General features: G+C 71.9%; 18 protein-coding genes. 4 read left to right on the top strand and 14 right to left on the bottom strand.

The window, feature by feature from the left end:
• From pcaC to EIY87_RS05240, 12 genes are all read right to left on the bottom strand, one after another.
• Window positions 1-402 (bottom strand): 4-carboxymuconolactone decarboxylase, encoded by a 402-nt coding sequence (pcaC, locus tag EIY87_RS05295; protein ID WP_125306496.1) that lies wholly within the window; start codon window positions 400-402, stop codon window positions 1-3.
• Entirely contained in the window at window positions 399-1,193 is a 795-nt protein-coding gene (gene pcaD, locus EIY87_RS05290; protein WP_125306495.1) for a 3-oxoadipate enol-lactonase, read from the bottom strand. Before pcaD ends, pcaC begins: the two co-directional genes overlap by 4 nt.
• Window positions 1,190-1,744, bottom strand: a complete 555-nt coding sequence (pcaG, locus tag EIY87_RS05285; protein WP_125306494.1) for a protocatechuate 3,4-dioxygenase subunit alpha — start codon at window positions 1,742-1,744, stop codon at window positions 1,190-1,192. The genes pcaD and pcaG overlap by 4 nt, the downstream gene beginning before the upstream one ends.
• Entirely contained in the window at window positions 1,741-2,478 is a 738-nt protein-coding gene (gene pcaH / locus EIY87_RS05280) for a protocatechuate 3,4-dioxygenase subunit beta (protein WP_125306493.1), read from the bottom strand. Before pcaH ends, pcaG begins: the two co-directional genes overlap by 4 nt.
• Before the next feature lie 13 nt (window positions 2,479-2,491).
• On the bottom strand, window positions 2,492-3,673 hold the full coding sequence (locus EIY87_RS05275) for a thiolase family protein (protein ID WP_125306492.1): 1,182 nt from the start codon (window positions 3,671-3,673) through the stop codon (window positions 2,492-2,494).
• Window positions 3,674-3,829: 156 nt separating this feature from the next.
• On the bottom strand, window positions 3,830-4,561 hold the full coding sequence (locus EIY87_RS05270) for a CoA-transferase subunit beta (protein WP_191983976.1): 732 nt from the start codon (window positions 4,559-4,561) through the stop codon (window positions 3,830-3,832).
• A 361-nt stretch (window positions 4,562-4,922) separates the two neighbouring features.
• Window positions 4,923-5,732, bottom strand: coding sequence for a CoA transferase subunit A (locus EIY87_RS05265; protein WP_125306490.1), 810 nt, complete (start codon window positions 5,730-5,732; stop codon window positions 4,923-4,925).
• Window positions 5,733-5,900: 168 nt separating this feature from the next.
• A complete protein-coding gene (locus tag EIY87_RS05260) occupies window positions 5,901-7,202 on the bottom strand; it encodes a glycoside hydrolase family 27 protein (RefSeq protein WP_225439730.1) in 1,302 nt (433 codons plus the stop codon).
• 21 nt (window positions 7,203-7,223) lie between these two features.
• Window positions 7,224-8,057 carry a carbohydrate ABC transporter permease gene (locus tag EIY87_RS05255; protein WP_125306489.1) on the bottom strand — a complete coding sequence of 278 codons (834 nt, stop codon included), beginning with the start codon at window positions 8,055-8,057 and terminating at the stop codon, window positions 7,224-7,226.
• A complete protein-coding gene (locus EIY87_RS05250) occupies window positions 8,057-8,959 on the bottom strand; it encodes a carbohydrate ABC transporter permease (RefSeq protein ID WP_125306488.1) in 903 nt (300 codons plus the stop codon). The genes EIY87_RS05255 and EIY87_RS05250 overlap by 1 nt, the downstream gene beginning before the upstream one ends.
• Window positions 8,956-10,224 carry an ABC transporter substrate-binding protein gene (locus EIY87_RS05245; RefSeq protein ID WP_125306487.1) on the bottom strand — a complete coding sequence of 423 codons (1,269 nt, stop codon included), beginning with the start codon at window positions 10,222-10,224 and terminating at the stop codon, window positions 8,956-8,958. Before EIY87_RS05245 ends, EIY87_RS05250 begins: the two co-directional genes overlap by 4 nt.
• A gap of 19 nt (window positions 10,225-10,243) precedes the next feature.
• Window positions 10,244-11,413, bottom strand: a complete 1,170-nt coding sequence (locus tag EIY87_RS05240; protein WP_225439728.1) for an ROK family protein — start codon at window positions 11,411-11,413, stop codon at window positions 10,244-10,246.
• A gap of 76 nt (window positions 11,414-11,489) precedes the next feature.
• Here EIY87_RS05240 and EIY87_RS05235 point away from each other — a divergent pair, with 76 nt between their 5' ends.
• Genes EIY87_RS05235 through EIY87_RS05225 form a run of 3 tightly spaced genes read left to right on the top strand, consistent with a single transcriptional unit; the run spans window position 11,490 to window position 15,676 of the window.
• Window positions 11,490-13,568 carry an alpha-galactosidase gene (locus tag EIY87_RS05235; RefSeq protein ID WP_125306486.1) on the top strand — a complete coding sequence of 693 codons (2,079 nt, stop codon included), beginning with the start codon at window positions 11,490-11,492 and terminating at the stop codon, window positions 13,566-13,568.
• Window positions 13,569-13,628: 60 nt separating this feature from the next.
• Entirely contained in the window at window positions 13,629-14,561 is a 933-nt protein-coding gene (locus EIY87_RS05230) for a 2-hydroxyacid dehydrogenase (RefSeq protein ID WP_125306485.1), read from the top strand.
• Entirely contained in the window at window positions 14,558-15,676 is a 1,119-nt protein-coding gene (locus EIY87_RS05225) for a glycerate kinase (protein WP_125306484.1), read from the top strand. Before EIY87_RS05230 ends, EIY87_RS05225 begins: the two co-directional genes overlap by 4 nt.
• A 52-nt stretch (window positions 15,677-15,728) precedes the next feature.
• Here EIY87_RS05225 and EIY87_RS05220 read toward each other — a convergent pair whose 3' ends face one another.
• Both EIY87_RS05220 and EIY87_RS05215 read right to left on the bottom strand, forming a co-directional pair.
• On the bottom strand, window positions 15,729-16,022 hold the full coding sequence (locus EIY87_RS05220; RefSeq protein ID WP_086859505.1) for an iron-sulfur cluster biosynthesis family protein: 294 nt from the start codon (window positions 16,020-16,022) through the stop codon (window positions 15,729-15,731).
• A gap of 81 nt (window positions 16,023-16,103) precedes the next feature.
• Window positions 16,104-16,514, bottom strand: a complete 411-nt coding sequence (locus EIY87_RS05215; RefSeq protein ID WP_125306483.1) for a hypothetical protein — start codon at window positions 16,512-16,514, stop codon at window positions 16,104-16,106.
• A 150-nt stretch (window positions 16,515-16,664) separates the two neighbouring features.
• On the opposite strand from EIY87_RS05215, the gene EIY87_RS05210 reads away from it, so the two are divergent.
• Window positions 16,665-17,138, top strand: coding sequence for a GtrA family protein (locus EIY87_RS05210; protein WP_125306482.1), 474 nt, complete (start codon window positions 16,665-16,667; stop codon window positions 17,136-17,138).
• Window positions 17,139-17,230: the final 92 nt, after the last annotated feature.

Below are 17,230 nucleotides of genomic sequence, written 5' to 3'. Positions count from 1 at the left end.
CTATCCGGTGCCGGCCGGGCGAGCGCCCGGCTCGCCGAGCTCGGCGAGGGTGCGCTGCGCGATGGCGAACGCCGCGTTCGCCGCCGGTGCGCCCGCGTAGACGGCCGTGTGCAGGAGGACCTCGCTGATCTCCGCCGCCGTCAGGCCGTTGCGGACCGCCGCGCGGACGTGCATCGCCAGCTCGTTGTGCGCCTGCAGCGCCGTCAGCGCCGCGAGCGTGACGCAGCTGCGCGTCCGGCGGTCGAGGCCGTCGCGGGACCACACCGAACCCCACGCGCCCTCGGTGATGTAGTCCTGGAACGGGCGGCTGAAGTCCGTCGTGCCCGCGACCGCGCGGTCGACGTGCTCGTCGCCGAGCACCTCGCGCCGCACCTTCATGCCCTGCTCGTGGCGGTCCGTCACGCTCGCTCCAAGTGGTCGAGGATCAGCCGGGTGAACTCCTCCGGCCGTTCGTAGCTGCCCAGGTGCGCCGCGTCCGCGACGACCTCCAGCCGCGCGCCCGGGATGGCCGCCGCGATCAGGTCGGCGTGGCCCTCCGGTGGGGTCGCCGGGTCGTCCGCGCCCGCGATCACCAGCGTCGGCGCGGTGATCTTCGGCAGCGCGTCGAGCTGGTCCATCCGCTCGATCGCGCCGCAGCAGGCCGCGTACCCCTCGGCGGGGACGCCGGCGATCATCGAGCGCAGGTAGGCGGCGCGGTCCGGGTGCCGCTCGGCGTAGCCCGGGGTCAGCCAGCGGGAGACGCCGGCCGCCGCGACCGCGGCCGTGCCTTCGGCGCGGACCTTGGCGGCCCGCTCCACCCACATCTCCGGCGGGCCGAGCTTCGCGGACGTGCAGCACAGCACCAGGCTCGCCACCCGGCCGGGCGCGTGGACGCCGAGCCACATGCCGGTCATCGCCCCGAGGGAGAGCCCCACCAGGTGCGCCCGCTCGACCTCGAGCTCGTCGAGCAGCGCCAGGACGTCGGCGCCCAGGTCGTCGATGTCGTACGGGCCCGGCGGCACCGGCGAGGCGCCGTGGCCCCTCGTGTCGTAGCGGACCACCCGGAAGCCGCGTTCGAGCAGCGGCACCACCTGGGGTTCCCACATCCGGAGGTCGCTGCCGAGCGACCCGCCGAACACCACGACCGGCCCGTCCTCCGGGCCTTCCACGACCCGGTGCACCCGTACGGCACCCACGCTGCCTCCTCCGTTCATACCGCGAAGAACACCGTCTCGCCGTCGCCCTGCAAGCGCACGTCGAAGCGGTAGCCGTCGTCCGTCCTGGCCGCGATCAGGGTGCCGCGCCGCGCCGCCGGGACGGTCGCCAGCACCGGGTCCGCGGAGTTGTCCTGGTCCTCGAAGTAGATCCGCGTGACGACCCGGTTGAGCAGGCCGCGCGCGAACACCGACACGTCGATGTGCCGGGCCTGCGTGGTGCCGCCTTCGCCGGGGACCACGCCGGGCAGCAGCGTGAGGATCCCGTACGTGCCGTCCGCTTCGGTCGGGCAGCGGCCGAAGCCGCGGAACTCGCCGCTCGTCGCGCCGCGCGGGTCGTCCGGGTGGCAGAAGCCGCCGTCCGGGTCGGCCTGCCACGTCTCGATCATCGCGTCCGGGACCGGGTCGCCGTTGCCGTCGCGGACGGTGCCGCGGATCCAGAAGGCGCCCGGCGTGCCCTCCGGCACGACGTGCGGGCCGTCGGGCCAGGGCAGCCCGATCGACAGGTACGGGCCGACGGTCTGGGACGGGGTGGGGAGCAGCCTGGTCATTCGTCCTCGTCCTCTTCCTCTTCGAACACCGACGCGTCGCGCCCGCGCAGCACGATGTCGAACTGGAACCCGAGCGCCCACTCGGACTGGGTGATCTCGTGGTCGTAGCGCGAGACCATCCGCTGCCGGGCCTTTTCGTCCGGGATCGAGTTGTAGATCGGGTCCTGGAAGAACAGCGGGTCGTCCGGGAAGTACATCTGGGTGACCAGCCGCTGGGTGAACGCCGAGCCGAACACCGAGAAGTGGATGTGCGCGGGGCGCCAGGCGTTGTCGTGGTTCTTCCACGGGTAGGCGCCGGGCTTGATGGTGGTGAAGGTGTAGCGGCCGTCGCTGTCGGTCAGGGTGCGGCCGACGCCGTCGAAGTTCGGGTCGAGCGGGGACGGCCAGCGGTCGCCGGTGTGCCGGTAGCGGCCGCCCGCGTTCGCCTGCCAGATCTCGATGAGCGAGTCGCGCACCGGACGGCCGTCGCCGTCGAGGAGCCGGCCGGTGACGATGATCCGCTGCCCCTGCGGTTCGCCCTCGTGCTGGCGGGTGAGGTCGTTGTCGAGCTCGTTGAGGCGGCCCGGGCCGAGCAGCGGGCCGGTGACCTCGGTCAGCATCTGCGGGAGCAGCACCAGGTCCTGCTTGGGGTGCCGCAGGGCCGTGGAGCGGTAGCCGCTGGAGTCCAGCGGCGGGTGCGTGCCTTCGGGGTCCTGCCCGTAGCGCGGCAGCCTGAATTCGGTCGGGGTGGCCACGTCTCTTCTCCTTCTACCGGCCTTCGAGGACGACGGCCAGGCCCTGGCCGACGCCGATGCAGATGGCGGCCAGTCCCCAGCCCCCGCCGCGGCGGTGCAGGTCGTGGGCCAGGGTGCCGAGGATCCGGCCGCCCGACGCGCCGAGCGGGTGCCCGATGGCGATCGCGCCGCCGTGGGTGTTCACGATCTCCGGGTCGAGGTCCTTCCAGTCGCGCAGGCAGGCCAGCGACTGGGCGGCGAAGGCCTCGTTGAGCTCGACCGCGGCCAGGTCGTCCCAGCCGATGCCGGCGCGCTCGAGCGCGATCTCGGCCGCGCGGACCGGGCCGATGCCGAAGACGTCCGGGTCGACGCCGGCCGCGCCCCGGCCGGCGATGCGCGCCAGCGGCGCTTTGTCCAGGCGGTTCGCGGACGCCTCGTCGCCGAGCAGGAGGGCCGAGGCACCGTCGTTGAGCGGGGAGGCGTTGCCCGCTGTGACGGTGCCGTTTTCCTTGCGGAAGACGGGCTTCAGCTTGGCGAGCTTCTCGGGGCTGGAGTCCGGGCGGATGCCTTCGTCGCGGGCCAGGTCGACGCCTTCGACCGGGACGACGAGGTCGTCGTAGAAGCCTTCGTCCCAGGCCTTGGCGGCGGTGAGGTGGCTGCGCGCGGCGAAGGCGTCCTGCTCGTCGCGGCCGATGCCGTAGCGCTCGGCGAGCTGTTCGGTGGACTCGCCGAGGGAGATCGTCCACTGCGACGGCATCGCCGGGTTGACCATGCGCCAGCCGAGGGCGGTGTTGTAGAGGGTCTGGTTGCCGGCCGGGAACGCCTTTTCGGGCTTCGGCATGACCAGCGGCGAGCGGGTCATCGACTCGACGCCGCCGGCGACGACGAGGGAGGCGTCCCCGACCGCGATCGCGCGGCTGGCCTGGATCGCCGCGTCGAGGCCGGAGCCGCAGAGGCGGTTGACGGTGCTGCCCGGGACGGTGGTGGGCCAGCCGGCGAGGAGCGCGGCCATGCGGGCGACGTTGCGGTTGTCCTCGCCCGCGCCGTTCGCGTCGCCGAGGGTGACTTCGTCCACTGTGGACGGGTCGAGGTCGTTGCGGTCCTGGAGGGCTTTGAGGACGCCGGCGGCGAGGTCGTCCGGGCGGACGCCGGCCAGTGCCCCGCCGTAGCGGCCGAACGGGGTGCGGATCGCGTCGAGGATGTAGACGTCGGTCATGCGCTCGCCTTCCGGTTCGGGGTCGCGTGGGTCGAGGGTGCCACGGGTGCGGAGCCGCGACGCGGGGGCGGGGTGGTCATGCGCTCGCTCCCCCGTTCATAGCCGGGCTGGTCGCGTGGGCCGCGCGTGCGGCGCTTCGACGTGGCGGCGGGATGGTCATGCGCTCGCCTTCTCCAGGTCGCGGAGCACCTGCAGTTCCTCGTCGGTCGGGGCGGGGGTGGTCTTCAGGTCCTCCGCGACCTTCAGTTTCCACCCCGTCGCCGCCACCACGCGGTCCAGTTCCACGCCCGGGTGGAGTTCGGTGAGGGTGAGTTCGGCGGTGTCCGGGTCGGGGCGCAGGAGGCCCAGGTCGGTGACCACCAGGGTCGGGCCGCGGCCGGGGAGGCCGAGGCGCTCGCGGTCGCCCTTGCCGGTTCCGTGGCCGAACGAGGTCACGAAGTCGACCTTCTCCACGAACGCGCGGGGGTTCTGGCGCAGGACGATGAACACCTCGCCGCAGGAGGCCGCGATCTCCGGGGCGCCGCCCGCGCCCGGGAGGCGGACCTTCGGGTCGTGGTAGTCCGAGCCGATGACCGTGGTGTTGATGTTGCCGAACTTGTCGAGCTGGGCGGCGCCGAGGAAGCCGACGTCGATGCGGCCCGGCTGGAGCCAGTAGTTGAACACCTCGGGGACGCTCACCACGGCGTCGGCGGTGTCGGCCAGCTCGCCGTCGCCGATCGAGAGCGGGAGGCGGGCGGGCTTCGCGCCGAGGCAGCCCGATTCGTAGATCAGGTTGAGGTCCGGGGCGTGCGTGCGGCGGGCGAGGTTGGCCGCCTTGCTGGGGAGGCCGATGCCGACGAAGCAGGACTTGCCGCCGGCGAGGGCGCGGGCGGCCGCGACGCTCATCATCTCGTCGGCGGTGTACTCGGTGCTCACGCTCGGACCTCCGCGAGGTCGGCCGCGACGGGGCGCGGGTGGGTCGGCAGGGGACGGGGCGTCGAGGAGACGGCGGGCCGAGGCCGCGCGGGAAGGACCACGAAGGCGCCGGGATGGCGGGCGGGCAAGCGGCGACTGTCGGGTGACGAGGCTCCGGCACGTGCCGGACGGCCGGCGCCGGCGTGGCGGGTCGCGAGGCCGGGATGGCAGGCGGGCAAGCGGCGACTGTCGGGTGACGAGGCTCCGGCACGTGCCGGACGGCCGGCGCGAGCGTGGCGGGTCGCGAGGCCGGGGTGGCTCGGCCGCCGGGACGCCGGAACGGTGTGCCCGGTGGTCATGCCTTCACCCCGGTCAGCTCGTTCAGCCACTTCGTGAACTCCTCGCGGTCGCGGCCCACGGCGTCCCAGGCCTGGTACGCGGCGTTGTCCCGCTCGTAGTAGCCCGCCGCGTAGGACGGCTTCGCGCCGCCCGGGACCTCGGCGACCGCCGTGACCGCCCAGGACGGGAGGACCACCGCGCCGGGGCGGGGCTCCAGCTCGTCGACAACCTCCTCGACCGTCACGATCGAGCGCTTCGCCGCCAAGACCGCCTCCTTCTGGACGCCCGTGATGCCCCACATCTGGACGTTGCCCGCCCGGTCCGCGCGCTGGGCGTGGACGATCGTGACGTCCGGGTTCAGCGCCGGGACCGCGGTCAGCTGCTCGCCGGTGAACGGGCACGTGATCGGCTTGATCGTGTCGGTCTGGGCCGGCAGATCCGTTCCCGTGTAACCGCGCAGGACCGCGAACGGGAGGCCGGACGCGCCGGCGACGTAGCGGTTCGCCATGCCCGCGTGGCTGTGCTCCTCGATCTCCAGCGGCACCGGCCAGTCGTGCTGGACGGCGTCGCGGAAGCGGTGCAGCGAACCCACTCCCGGGTTGCCGCCCCACGAAAAGATCAGCTTGCGGGCGCAGCCCGCGCCGATCAGCTGGTCGTAGACGATGTCCGGGGTCATCCGCACCAGCGTGAGATCACGCTTGCGCTGCCGGATGATCTCCTGCCCGGCCGCGACCGGGATGAGGTGCGTGAAGCCCTCGAGCGCGACGGTGTCCCCGTCGTGCACCAGCCGGGCCACGGCCTCCTCGAGCGACAGCAGCTCCGCCATCACGTGCTCCAAACTGTTCGCATCACGCACACTCGTTCTGAAACCGAACATAGCACGCCCGCCGGACCCCGGACCAGACGTCTTCCGCCCAATGGATGACGCAACGCAGGAAGAAGGGGACTTTTCCCGCCGTTCGCGGCGGGAAAAGTCCCCTTCGACGGAGAACGCTCAGCCGATCCGGACCAGCCGGGAGCCGTGCGGGGGCACCGAAGACGCCGTCCACGAGCCGCGGAACCGGCCGAGGTCCCGTCGGGCGACGAGGTCGCGCACCGGCCGCGCCCCCGCGAAGTCCACCGTGATGTCCGCGGGCGTGGCACCCAGGTTGTAGACGGCGGCGTACGTCCGGCCGTCCGGGGCCTTCTTCTGCCACACCTGCAGGTCCCCGCCGGTCACCCGGGTCGGGTACGAGCCGGCGTGGTCGACCGCGATGACCTCGGGGTTGGTCAGGATCGACACGGCGGAGCCGTCCAGGAAGTAGATGTCTCCCCCGACGTACAGCGGCGACGACGCCATCGACCAGAACGTCATCACGCTCTGCCGTTCGACGTCGGAGATCCCGTCCTGGATGCCGGACCCGGTGTTGTTGCTGATCGGCATCGAGTCCAGGTCCGGCCGGTACTGGGGCCCGAACACGCCCAGCCAGCCCGGCAGGTCCGCCCACCGCGCCTTCACCGAGCTGTCCCAGGTGGACACCGTCTCGCAGTAGCACTCGACGTCGGTGTCGATCCGCACGCCGTTCGCGTAGGGCGCCAGCGACGAGCCGATGGACCGCGGCACCGGCCACGCGCTCGCCGTCAGCCACATCGGCCGCCGCGCGTGGTCGATCGCCGCCGACCACGCCTTGATGTCGGCGACGTTGTCCGCGGTCGTCCCGTCGACCTTGACGAAGTCGACGCCCCAGGACGCGAAGCGGGCCACGATCGAGTCGTAGTACTTCTGCGCGCACGGGTGGGTGAAGTCGACCTTCCAGTTGCCGCCCCAGCCGTTGGACGGCGTCAGCGGCCGGTACGCGATGTCCTGCGCGTGGCACGACGTCCCGAGGATGGGCGCGTTCTTGTCGTAGACCTCCTTCTCGAGGCCGGTCACGGCGTACAGGCCGAGCTTGAGCCCGAGCCCGTGCACGTATGAAGCCAACTCGGGAATCCCGGACGGGAACCGCGTCGGATCGGGGTCGGGAATGCCGTTGACGTCGGTGTGGAACACCCAGGAAAGCGAGGCGTTCCAGCCCGAGTCGATGTTGACGTAGGTGTAGCCCGCGGACTTGAGCTTCGAAGCCATCGCCGAAGCCGCGTCGCGGACGTGCGACTCGTTCAGCCACGAAGTGCCGTAACCCGCGCGGGTCGAGGACTCCAGGCTCCAGCTGCTCCAGCCCATGAACGGCCGGACGAACGGCGTCCGGGCGCCGGCCGGCGAAACGACCAGAGCGGAAAGCCCGAGCACGGCGAGAAAAACGGAAAGGAGGCGCTTCACGGAACACTCCTCGGTAGGGACCTACTCCTTGAGCCCGCTCGCCGCGATCCCGCTGACGATGAACCGCTGGGCGACCAGGAACATCGCGACCAGCGGCGCGATGGTGACGAGGGCGCCGGCGAACAGCGCCGGCAGGTTGACCGACTGCGCGGTCAGGAACGTCGAAAGCGCGATCTGCGCGGTCCACGACGACGGGTCCTGCCCGATGACGAGCGGCCACAGGAACGCGTTCCAGCTTTCGATGAACATCAACGCGCCGAGCGAGGCGATCATGCTGCCCGAGTTCGGCAGGACGAGCCGCCGGTAGACGCCGAGGTAGCCCAGGCCGTCGAGCCGCCCGGCCTCCTCGATCTCGGCGGGGAACCGCAGGTAGAAGTTGCGGAACAGGATCACGGTGAACGCGCTGAACAGGTTCGGCGCGATGATGCCCCACTCGGTGTTCACCCCGCCCATCGAGCCGACGACGACGAACGTCGGCACGAACGTCACCGACTGCGGGATCATCAGCGTGACCAGCACGTACGTGAACACGGCACGGCGGCCCGGGACGTCGATCCGGGCCAGCGCGTACCCGGCCATCGACCCGAACAGCGTGCCGACCGGAGCGGTGACGATCGCGACCAGGAACGAGTTCCCCAGCGCGTGCGCCATCGGCACCGACGCGTCGGCGAACAGGTCGCCGAAGTTGACCCACGACAGCGGGTCCGGCAGCCACGACCAGTCCGGCGAGCTGACCTGCTGCCGCGTCATCAGCGCGTTGCGCACCATGATGTAGAACGGCAGCAGGAAGATCAGCGCGAGCACCGACGCGAGAACGTACTTCGGCGCTCTGCGAGGCGCGGCGAGGACGGCCATCAGTCCTTCTTCCCGAAGCCGACGAACCGGCCCTGCAGCAGGGTGATCACGACGATGATCACGGTGAGCAGGAACGCGCCCGCCGAGCCGACGCCGTAGTTCTGGTCGCCGAGCGCGGAGTCGTACAGGTAGACGAGCGGCGGCTTCACGGGCGCGGTCGCGGTGCCGGAAAGGCCGGTGCCGAACAGGTTGTAGAACTCGTCGAACGCCTGGAACGCCGCGATCAGGATGAGCAGCAGCACCGCCACCGACGTGTTCCGCAGCTGCGGCACCGTGATGTAGCGGAAGGCCTGCCACTTCGTCGTGCCGTCGAGTTCGCCTGCCTCGTACAGCGACGGCGAGATCGCCTGCAGCCCGGCCAGGAAGAGAATCATGTACAACCCGACCTGCAGCCACAGGCGCAGCGTCACGACCGCGACCCAGTACACCGGCGGGCTCGTTTCCGACAGCCACGGCACCGGGTCGGCGCCGAACAGCCCCCCGACGACGTTCGCAACGCCGGACGGCAGGCCGTTGAACAGCGCCATCTTCCACACCAGCGCCGCGACGACGTACGACACGGCCGCCGGGATGAGGAACACCGTCCGGAAGAACGCCTTGCCGCGCTTGATGCTGTTGACCAGCACCGCCAGCCCGAGCGACGCCACGAACGTGATCGGCACGATGAAGAGCGTGAAGATCGCGATCGTCGACAACGACGTCAGGAAGGCGTCGTCGCCCAGCAGGAACGCGTAGTTGTCGAAGCCGACCCAGTTGCCGATGGTGATGGTGCCGCGGGCGTCGTTGAAGCTGAGCAGGAAGCTCCAGCCGATCGCGACGTACTTGAACAGCCCCAGCCCGAGCACGACCGGCCCGGTCAGCACCGCGAACGCGCCGATCGCGCGCCAGTCGCGATGCTTCATGCCAGCTGCTTGTCGACTTCGGCCTGAGCCTTCTTCGCCGCGTCGCCGAGTTCGGCGGCCGGGTCGGCCTGCCCGTTCGCGATCTTCGTCGCGGCCTGCAGGAACAGCGTCGCCGACGCCTTGTTCCACAGGCCCGCATACGACTTGCCGTTCTGCTGCGAGATCGTCACGGCGTCCTTCGCGGGACCGCTGGAGAACTCGGTCGTCCGCGCCGCGACCTCCTTCCGGGCCGGGATGTGGAAGCCGTACTTGACGCACCAGTCCTTCTGCAGGTCGGCGTTCTTGATCCACAGCCAGTCGATGAACTTCTTGACGGCATCCAGGTTGGGCGACTTCGCGTTGGCCAGCTGGTACCAGCCGCCGACGCGGGCGACCTGCTTGCCGGCGTCGCCGAACTTCGGCCACGCGACGACGCCGAAGTCGTCACCCAGTGCCTTCTTGATGTCCGGCAGCGACCACAGGCCGCCCCACTGCATCGCGGTGGCGCCTGCTGTGAACGCGCCCGGGTCGGACCAGTCCGTCGGGTAGCCCTGGAGCAGGCCGCCGGTGTCGTGCAGCTGCTTGAGCCCGCCGATCGCGGCGATCGCCTCGGGCGACGCGAACGCGACCTTCTTGCCGCTCGAATCGAAGAAGTCCCCGCCGGACGACCAGAGCAGGAGCGTCGCCGCTTCGCCGACGCCGTCGGTGCCGACGTACAGGCCCTTCTGCTTGCCGGTGTTCAGCTTCCGCGTCGCTTCGAGCAGCTCGGCGAACGTCTGCGGCGGCTGGACGCCCGCGGCCTGCAGCGCGCTCTTGCGGTAGTACAGCATCATGACGTCGTCGATCATCTTGACGCCGTAGATCCTGCCGTCGACGGTCACCGTGTCCAGCGCAGCCGGGCTGAAGTCGGCCTTGACCGGGCCGACAACGTCGTCAAGCGGCGCGAGCAGGCCGTTCTTGACGTTCTGGTAGCGGAAGTCGCCCAGCTCGAACAGGTCCGGCGCCTGCGCGGTGAGCATCGCCGAGTTGAGCTTGGTCTCGTAGTCGCCGGCGATCCAGCTGACGTTGATCGCGATGTCCGGGTTGGCCTTGGTGAACTCCTGGGCGTAGCGCTGGACCGCCTGCTGCGTCCCGGATTCGCCGTACGCGTGGTACCACTGCTGCATGGTGACCTTCGCGCCCGAAGCGGCGCCCGCGTTCTTGTTCAACGGGTCCGAAGTGCAGCCCGCGAGGGCGGCACCACCGGCGAAGAGGACGGAACCGACCAGGAAGCTTCTGCGATTCATGGGGCTCACCAGGGACTCCTTAGACGCTCTCGGCGACGAAAAGACTTTGGATGGCGACGGCGGCCGCGCCCCGCGCCCACTCCTCGAACGGCAGGGGCCGGATCACCAGGCCGCAGCGGGCGGCGCTGCCGAACGCCTGGACCGCGAAGGTCCGGCGGATCTGGTCTTCGAACAGGTCGTAGGTGGCGACGCCTTCCCCCGAGACGACGACCCGCTCGGGGCCGAACAGGTTGACCAGCGCGGCCAGGCCGAGGCCGATCGCGTGCCCGGCCCCCGCGAACACCTCGCGCAGCGGCTCGTCGCCGCCCCGAGCGCGCGTCACGGCGTCTTCCATGCTCAGCGCGGGTTCTCCGGAGACTTCGCGAGCGAGGGTCAGGATCGCTTCGGTGGACGCGATCGCCTCGACGCAGCCCTGGCCGCCGCAGTGGCAGGCCGGGCCGCCGTCGGCGACCGGGACGTGCCCGATCTCGCCCGCGACGCCGTGCGCGCCGCGGACCAGGTCGCCGTTCACGACGAGCGCGCTGCCGATCCCGGTCCCCACCGTGACCAGCGCGAACGACGACGCCCCGACCCCTTCGCCGAACCACTGCTCGGCGACGGCGAGCGCCTTGACGTCGTTCTCCAGCGTCGCCGTGAGCCCGGTGGCGTCTTCCAGCAGGGAAGCCAGGGGGACGTCCCGCCAGCCGAGGAACGGCGAGTACCGGACGACGCCGGAAGCCCGGTCGACGTCCCCGGAAACCGCGACGCCCAGGCAGTAGGCGCGGTCGCGGAGGTCGCCGGTCAGCAGCTCGCCGACCAGGTCGGCCAGCGCGCCGACGACGTGCTCGACGTCGTGGCTCGTCAAAGCGTGGTGGGCACTGGCGCGGACGTCGGCGCGCAGGTCGGTGACGACGCCGATCAGGTCGTCACCGGTGATCTTGACCCCGACGAAGTACTCGCGGTCCGGCCGGATGGCGAGCGGGTTCGCGGGACGGCCCGCCCCGGGCGTGGTGCGGCCTTCCGAGGCGAGCTCTTCGAGGTAACCGGCTTCGATGAACGGCCGGGCCGCCTTGGTGACCGCGGCCGACGACAGACCCGTGCGCCGGGCGACGTCGACGCGGGAGACCGGCCCTTCGGTCAGGACCGTGGTGAACACGGTCGCTGCCGCGGGACTGGTGATCGGCGCCCTTGCCGGTGCACTGCGAGGCATGGCCGGAAGGGTAGGCAGCATTAATTAACTTCGTCAAGAATTTATTTTTCGCCTGGTCATGCCTACGCTCGGGATCATGTCGCTCGTCGAACACGACCCCGCGCACCGGCTCTGGCTGCTGCGCACCCCCGAGAGCTCCTACGCCTTCCGGCTCGACGCCGACGACCGGCCGCGGCACGTCCACTGGGGCCCGCCGCTGACGTTGGCCCAGGCCACGCAGGTCGCCGCGCGCCGCAACCCGGCCGGCAGCAGCTTCGACGAGCCGGGCGACGAGCGGCAGGAACTCCCGGCCGAAGGCGGCGCCTTCTTCGGCGTCGCGGCACTGGCCGTGCGGTACGCAGACGGGACATCGGCGCTCGAGTGGCGCTACGACGGCTTCGCGATCGAAGACGAAACGCTGGTCGTGCGGCTCGCCGACCGGCACTACCCGCTGCGGCTCTCACTGCACTACCGCGTCCGGGGCGACGTCGTCGAACGCTGGACGTCGCTGCGCGCGGACGAGCCGGTTTCCCTGCTGCGCACGGATTCCGCCGCGTGGACACTCCCCCGCCGCGACGGCGCCCGGCTGACCCGGACGTCGGGCGCGTGGAGCGCGGAGTACGGCGTCCGGCGCGAAGCCCTGCCGGTCGGCGAGACGACGTTGACCAGCCGGCGCGGCGTGTCCAGCCACCAGGTCAACCCGTGGGTGATGCTCGACGCCGGCGACGCCACCGAGACGTCCGGCGAGGTCTGGAGCACCGCGCTCGCCTGGAGCGGCAGCTGGCGGATCACCGTCGAACGCACGCACACCGGGCGCGTGACGTGGACCGGCGGGTTCGGCCACGAGAACGTCGCGTGGACGCTGGAGCCGGGCGAAACCTGGGAGACGCCGGTGTTCGCCGGGCTCTACGCGGCCGACGGCTTCGGCGGCACCAGCCGGCGCTGGCACGCCTACGTCCGCGAGTTCGTCCAGCCGCACCCGGGGGAACTGCGGCCGATCGTCTACAACTCGTGGGAAGCCACCGGCTGGGACGTCGACGAGGCCACCGAGACGTCCCTCGCGGCGGCCGCGGCGAAGCTCGGCGCCGAACTGTTCGTCATGGACGACGGCTGGTTCGGCGCCCGCACCGGCGACACCGCCGGGCTGGGCGACTGGACCCCCAGCGAACAGCGCTTCCCGGCCGGGCTGCGGCCGCTGGTCGACGCCGTCCACGCGCACGGCATGAAGTTCGGGCTGTGGGTCGAGCCGGAGATGGTCAACCCGGACAGCGACCTCTACCGCGCGCACCCGGACTGGGTGCTGCACATGGCGAACCGCTCGCGGACGACGTTGCGCAACCAGCTCGTGCTGAACTTCGCCCGCCCCGACGTCGCGGACTGGGCGCACGAGTGGCTCGACCGGCTGGTCGGCGAGCACGGGATCGACTACCTCAAGTGGGACATGAACCGCGCGTTCACCGAAGCCGGCTGGCCCGGCGGGGCGGCCGGGCGCGTGTGGGTCGACCACGTCCGCGCGGTGCACGCCATCCTGGACCGGCTGCGGGCCGACCACCCCGCGCTGCGGATCCAGGGCTGCGCGGGCGGCGGCGGGCGCACCGACCTCGGGATCCTGGCCCGGACCGACGAGATCTGGGCGTCGGACAACACCGACGCGGCCGACCGGATCGCCATCCAGCACGGCTACGGGCAGGTCTACCCGGCGGGCACGATGTCGGCCTGGGTCACCGACAGCCCGAACCCGACGACCGGCCGCGAAGCGCCGCTGAGCTTCCGGTTCCACGTCGCCATGGCGGGCGTGCTCGGGCTGGGCGGCGACCTGCCTCGCTGGTCCGCCGCCGAACTGGCGGAGGCGGCGGAACTCGTCGCGCTGTACAAGGAGATCCGGCCGGTCGTGCAGCACGGCGAGCTGTACCGGCTGGCGGACCCGGCGACGTCGGCGCTGACCGCGGTGCAGTACGTCCTGGGCCGTGAAGTGGTCGTCTTCTTCTGGCGGCGGCCCACGGAGTTCGCGCGGCCGTTCACGCCGCCGCGGCTCGCGGGGCTCGACCCGGCGGGGCGCTACCGCGACTCCGGCGGCGTCGTGCACGACGGCGCGGTGCTGCTGAGCCACGGCCTCGACGTCGACTTCCCGGGCAGCGGGTACGCGAGCGCGGTGGTGCGGCTGACCAGGGTCTGATCGCTCCTTCCCGCAGTCCACTTCGGACACGGGGCCGTCCGGGGGTACTAGGCTGTCGGCGTGGCCAAGATCGTGGTAACCCGATGGATTCCCGACGACGCGGTGAAGCTCCTCGCCGAAGCGGGCGACGTGGTGGTGTCGCCCGCCGACCGGCCGCTGACCCCGGACGAATTGCACGAGTTCGTGGCCGGCGCGGACGCCGTGGTCGGGATGCTGCACGACCGGCTCGACGGCGCACTGGCCGACGCCGCCGGACCCGGGCTGAAGGTGGTCGCGAACGTCGCCGTCGGCTACGACAACGTCGACGTCCCGGCGCTGGCCGCACGCGGGATCGTCGTCACGAACACGCCGGGCGTGCTCACCGACGCGACCGCCGACCTCGCCTTCGGCCTGCTGCTCGCCGTCACGCGGCGGCTCGGCGAGGGCGAACGGCTGCTGCGGTCGCGCACGCCGTGGTCGTTCCACCTCGGCTTCCTGCTCGGCTCGGGCCTGCAGGGCAAGACGCTCGGCATCGTCGGGTACGGCCAGATCGGCCGCGCGGTGGCGAAACGCGCCGAGGCGTTCGGCATGGAGATCGTCCACTCGGGACGGTCGAACCGGGGTTCCGTTCCCTTCGAGGAACTCCTGGCGCGCTCGGACGTCGTCTCGCTGCACTGCCCGCTGACGCCGGAAACCCGGCACCTCATCGACGCGGCCGCGTTGCGCGCCATGAAACCGGGCGCCTACCTGGTGAACACCACGCGCGGCCCGGTCGTCGACGAAGCCGCGCTCGCGGACGCGCTCGAAGCCGGGGAGATCGCCGGCGCCGCGCTGGACGTGTTCGAGAAGGAACCCGAAGTCGAGCCGCGGCTGCTCGGCCGCGACGACGTCGTGCTGAGCCCGCACCTCGGGTCCGCGACGGTCGAAACCCGCACCGCGATGGCCGTGCTGGCCGCCCGCAACGTCGTGGCCGTGCTCGCCGGGCGGACCCCGCTGACGGAGGTGAAGCCGTGACCCGGGTCGTGATCGCACCCGACAAGTTCAAGGGCAGTCTCACCGCGGTCGAGGCCGCGGAAGCCATCGCCCTCGGCGTCCGGGATGCCCTGCCGGACGCCGAAGTCGTCTCGTGCCCGGTCGCCGACGGCGGCGAAGGCACCCTGGACGTGCTCGAAGCGGCAGGGGCCCGGATCGTCCGGCTGTCCGTCCGCGGCCCGCTCGACGAGCAGGTCAAGGCGCGGTACGCGGTGCTGGACGGCACGGCGTACATCGAATCGGCGCGGGCGTGCGGGATCGAATTCGTCGACCCCACCCCGGAAACCGCGCTCGCCGCGCACACCTGGGGCGTCGGCGAGCTGCTGATGGACGCGCTGGTGCACGGCGCGCGCCGGCTCGTCCTGACCGTCGGGGGCACGGCCAGCACCGACGGCGGCGCCGGGATGCTGGGCGCGCTCGGCGCCGGCGTGCTGGACGCGTTCGGCGCGCCGGTCGGCCTGGGCGGCGGGACGCTGACGCGGGTCGCGGCCACCGAGCTGACCCCGGTGCGGGAACGCGTCGAAGGGGTGAGCGTCGCGGTCGCGACCGACGTCACCAACCCGCTGCTGGGCCCGTCGGGGGCCGCCGCGGTGTTCGGGCCGCAGAAGGGCGCGGGGCCGGAGCAGGTGGCGCTGCTCGACGAAGCACTGGGCCGGTGGGCCTACGCACTGCAGGTCGGCGGGGCCCCGGACGTCTCGCGGGTGCCGGGGGCCGGCGCGGGCGGCGGGGTCGCGGCCGGGGCGATCGCCGGGCTGGGGGCGAGCGTGGAGTCGGGGTTCGACCTGATCGCCGGGCTGACCGGGGTGGACGCCGCGTTGGCGGGCGCCGATCTCGTGATCACCGGGGAGGGGTCGCTCGACGAGCAGAGCTTGAACGGCAAGGCCCCGGCCGGGATCGCGGAGCGGGCTCGCGGGATTCCGTTGCTGGCGCTCGCGGGGCGGATCCAGCTCGATCCGGCCGGGCTGGCGCGGCTCGGGGTGGTGGGGAGCAGCGCGTTGATCGACCACGCGCCGTCCCTCGAACACGCGCAGGCGAACGCCCGGGAGCTACTGCGGGCCCGTGCGGCCGAGCTGGTGCGGGAGTGGCGGTCGCGCTAGCAACCGGGCGAACGGACCTCTCGCGGCACTGCGAAAGGCCCGTCCGCCGGGGTCAGCTCGTGTGCTGGGGCAGCACCGCGAAAGCGACTCCGCCCGCTTCGTCCTCCTGGACGTCCAGCACCTTGTCGTCGAGCAGCGCCGCCGCCTGGGGTTCCAGGAACACCTTCGGGCCCTCGTCGGCGCCCAGCACGCTGTCGCCCTCCGCGGGTTCCGGCGCCACCGAGAGCGCCAGCTGGGCGCTTTCGCCGTCGGCGTTCTGCACCGCCAGGCGGAGCCCGGCGTCGCCCTCCCCCTGGCTGGTCAGTGCGGTGATCGCCTCGGCGGCGGCTTCGGTCACGGTCAGCATTTTCGGCCTTCCCTTCGTCGCGGTCCGATGCACTGGTGCCCCACGCTAGAGGCGGCCGAACGGACGCGCAGTCTGAGCGGATCAGCCCTGCCGGGCCTCGCGGATGGCGTCCGCCACCGAGCCGCCCGCGTAGTCCGCCCGCTCACCGGGATCCGGGTCCGCGTGCCGGTGCGGCACCTCGTCTCCCGGGCTCACCGGCTCGAAGTCCGGCGGAGCGTCCTCGATCGTCTCGTCGAGCTCCGCGGCCGGCGTCGCCGCGACGGGACGTTCCGGGACCCGCTCCGGCTCGGTGTCCGGCTCTTCCTCGGCCAGGCGCTGCTTCATCGGCTCGCCGTCGCGGATCTCGCTCGGCGTGGTGCCGTAGCGGTTCGCGGCGCTCCAGTGTTCCGGCGGCTCGACGCCCTCCTCGAGCGGATCCACGCGCAGCTCGTCCTCGTCCAGTGCTTCACTGGGGCTCAAGCTGTCCGGTTCGGCCGAGTCACGGTCACTCACCAGTCGTCTCCTCGCGCTCGGGAACTCGTCGTCCCCGGTGACCTACCCCGGATGTCGGGGGCCCGAAACCCCGGCGGTGTCACGGGGATCACATTTCTTCAACCGGTTTAACACATTCACAAGTTTGTGAACGCGGGGTAGGTTGGGATCATGGCCACCACCAGGTGCGCACCGGAGCGCCGGCTGCTCGCCACCGACCCGGACCGCCACCACGAGCTCGGCACGCACGCCGCGTGGTACGTCGTCGCCGGCGTCGTGACGACCGGTGTCCAGGCCCTCCTGTTCCTCCTGTTCCGCGACGAACTCGGTTCCCAGGTCGCGAACCTGGTCGCGATCGCCCTCACGACGGTGGGCAACACCGAGTTCCACCGCCGCGTCACCTTCGCCGGGCGGCCCAGCAACGCCGGGAAGCGGCACCTGCAGGACCTGCTGACGTTCGCCTTCTACGCCGGGTACGGCTCGGCGGTGCTCGCCCTGCTGGACGCGCTGGTGGAGCGGCCGACGTCGTGGGAGGAGACGGGCACGCTGCTGCTGGCCAGCTTCGTCGGGGGGTTCGTGCGGTTCGCGGTGCTGCGGTGGTGGGTGTTCGCGCACCGGGCGGCCGCTCCCGCGCACAGCAGCTGACGCCACCGGGCCCGGCACCCGCACACCGGCAGCCATCCCCGCGACGACAGCCGACCCCAAGCACCACCGACACGAGTGGGCGCCCGCACACC

The organism is Amycolatopsis eburnea (assembly GCF_003937945.1).
GTDB classification, from domain to species: Bacteria; Actinomycetota; Actinomycetes; order Mycobacteriales; family Pseudonocardiaceae; genus Amycolatopsis; species Amycolatopsis eburnea.
Note: the sequence above shows the minus strand (reverse complement) of the source record. Positions and strands in the feature narration are given on the sequence as shown.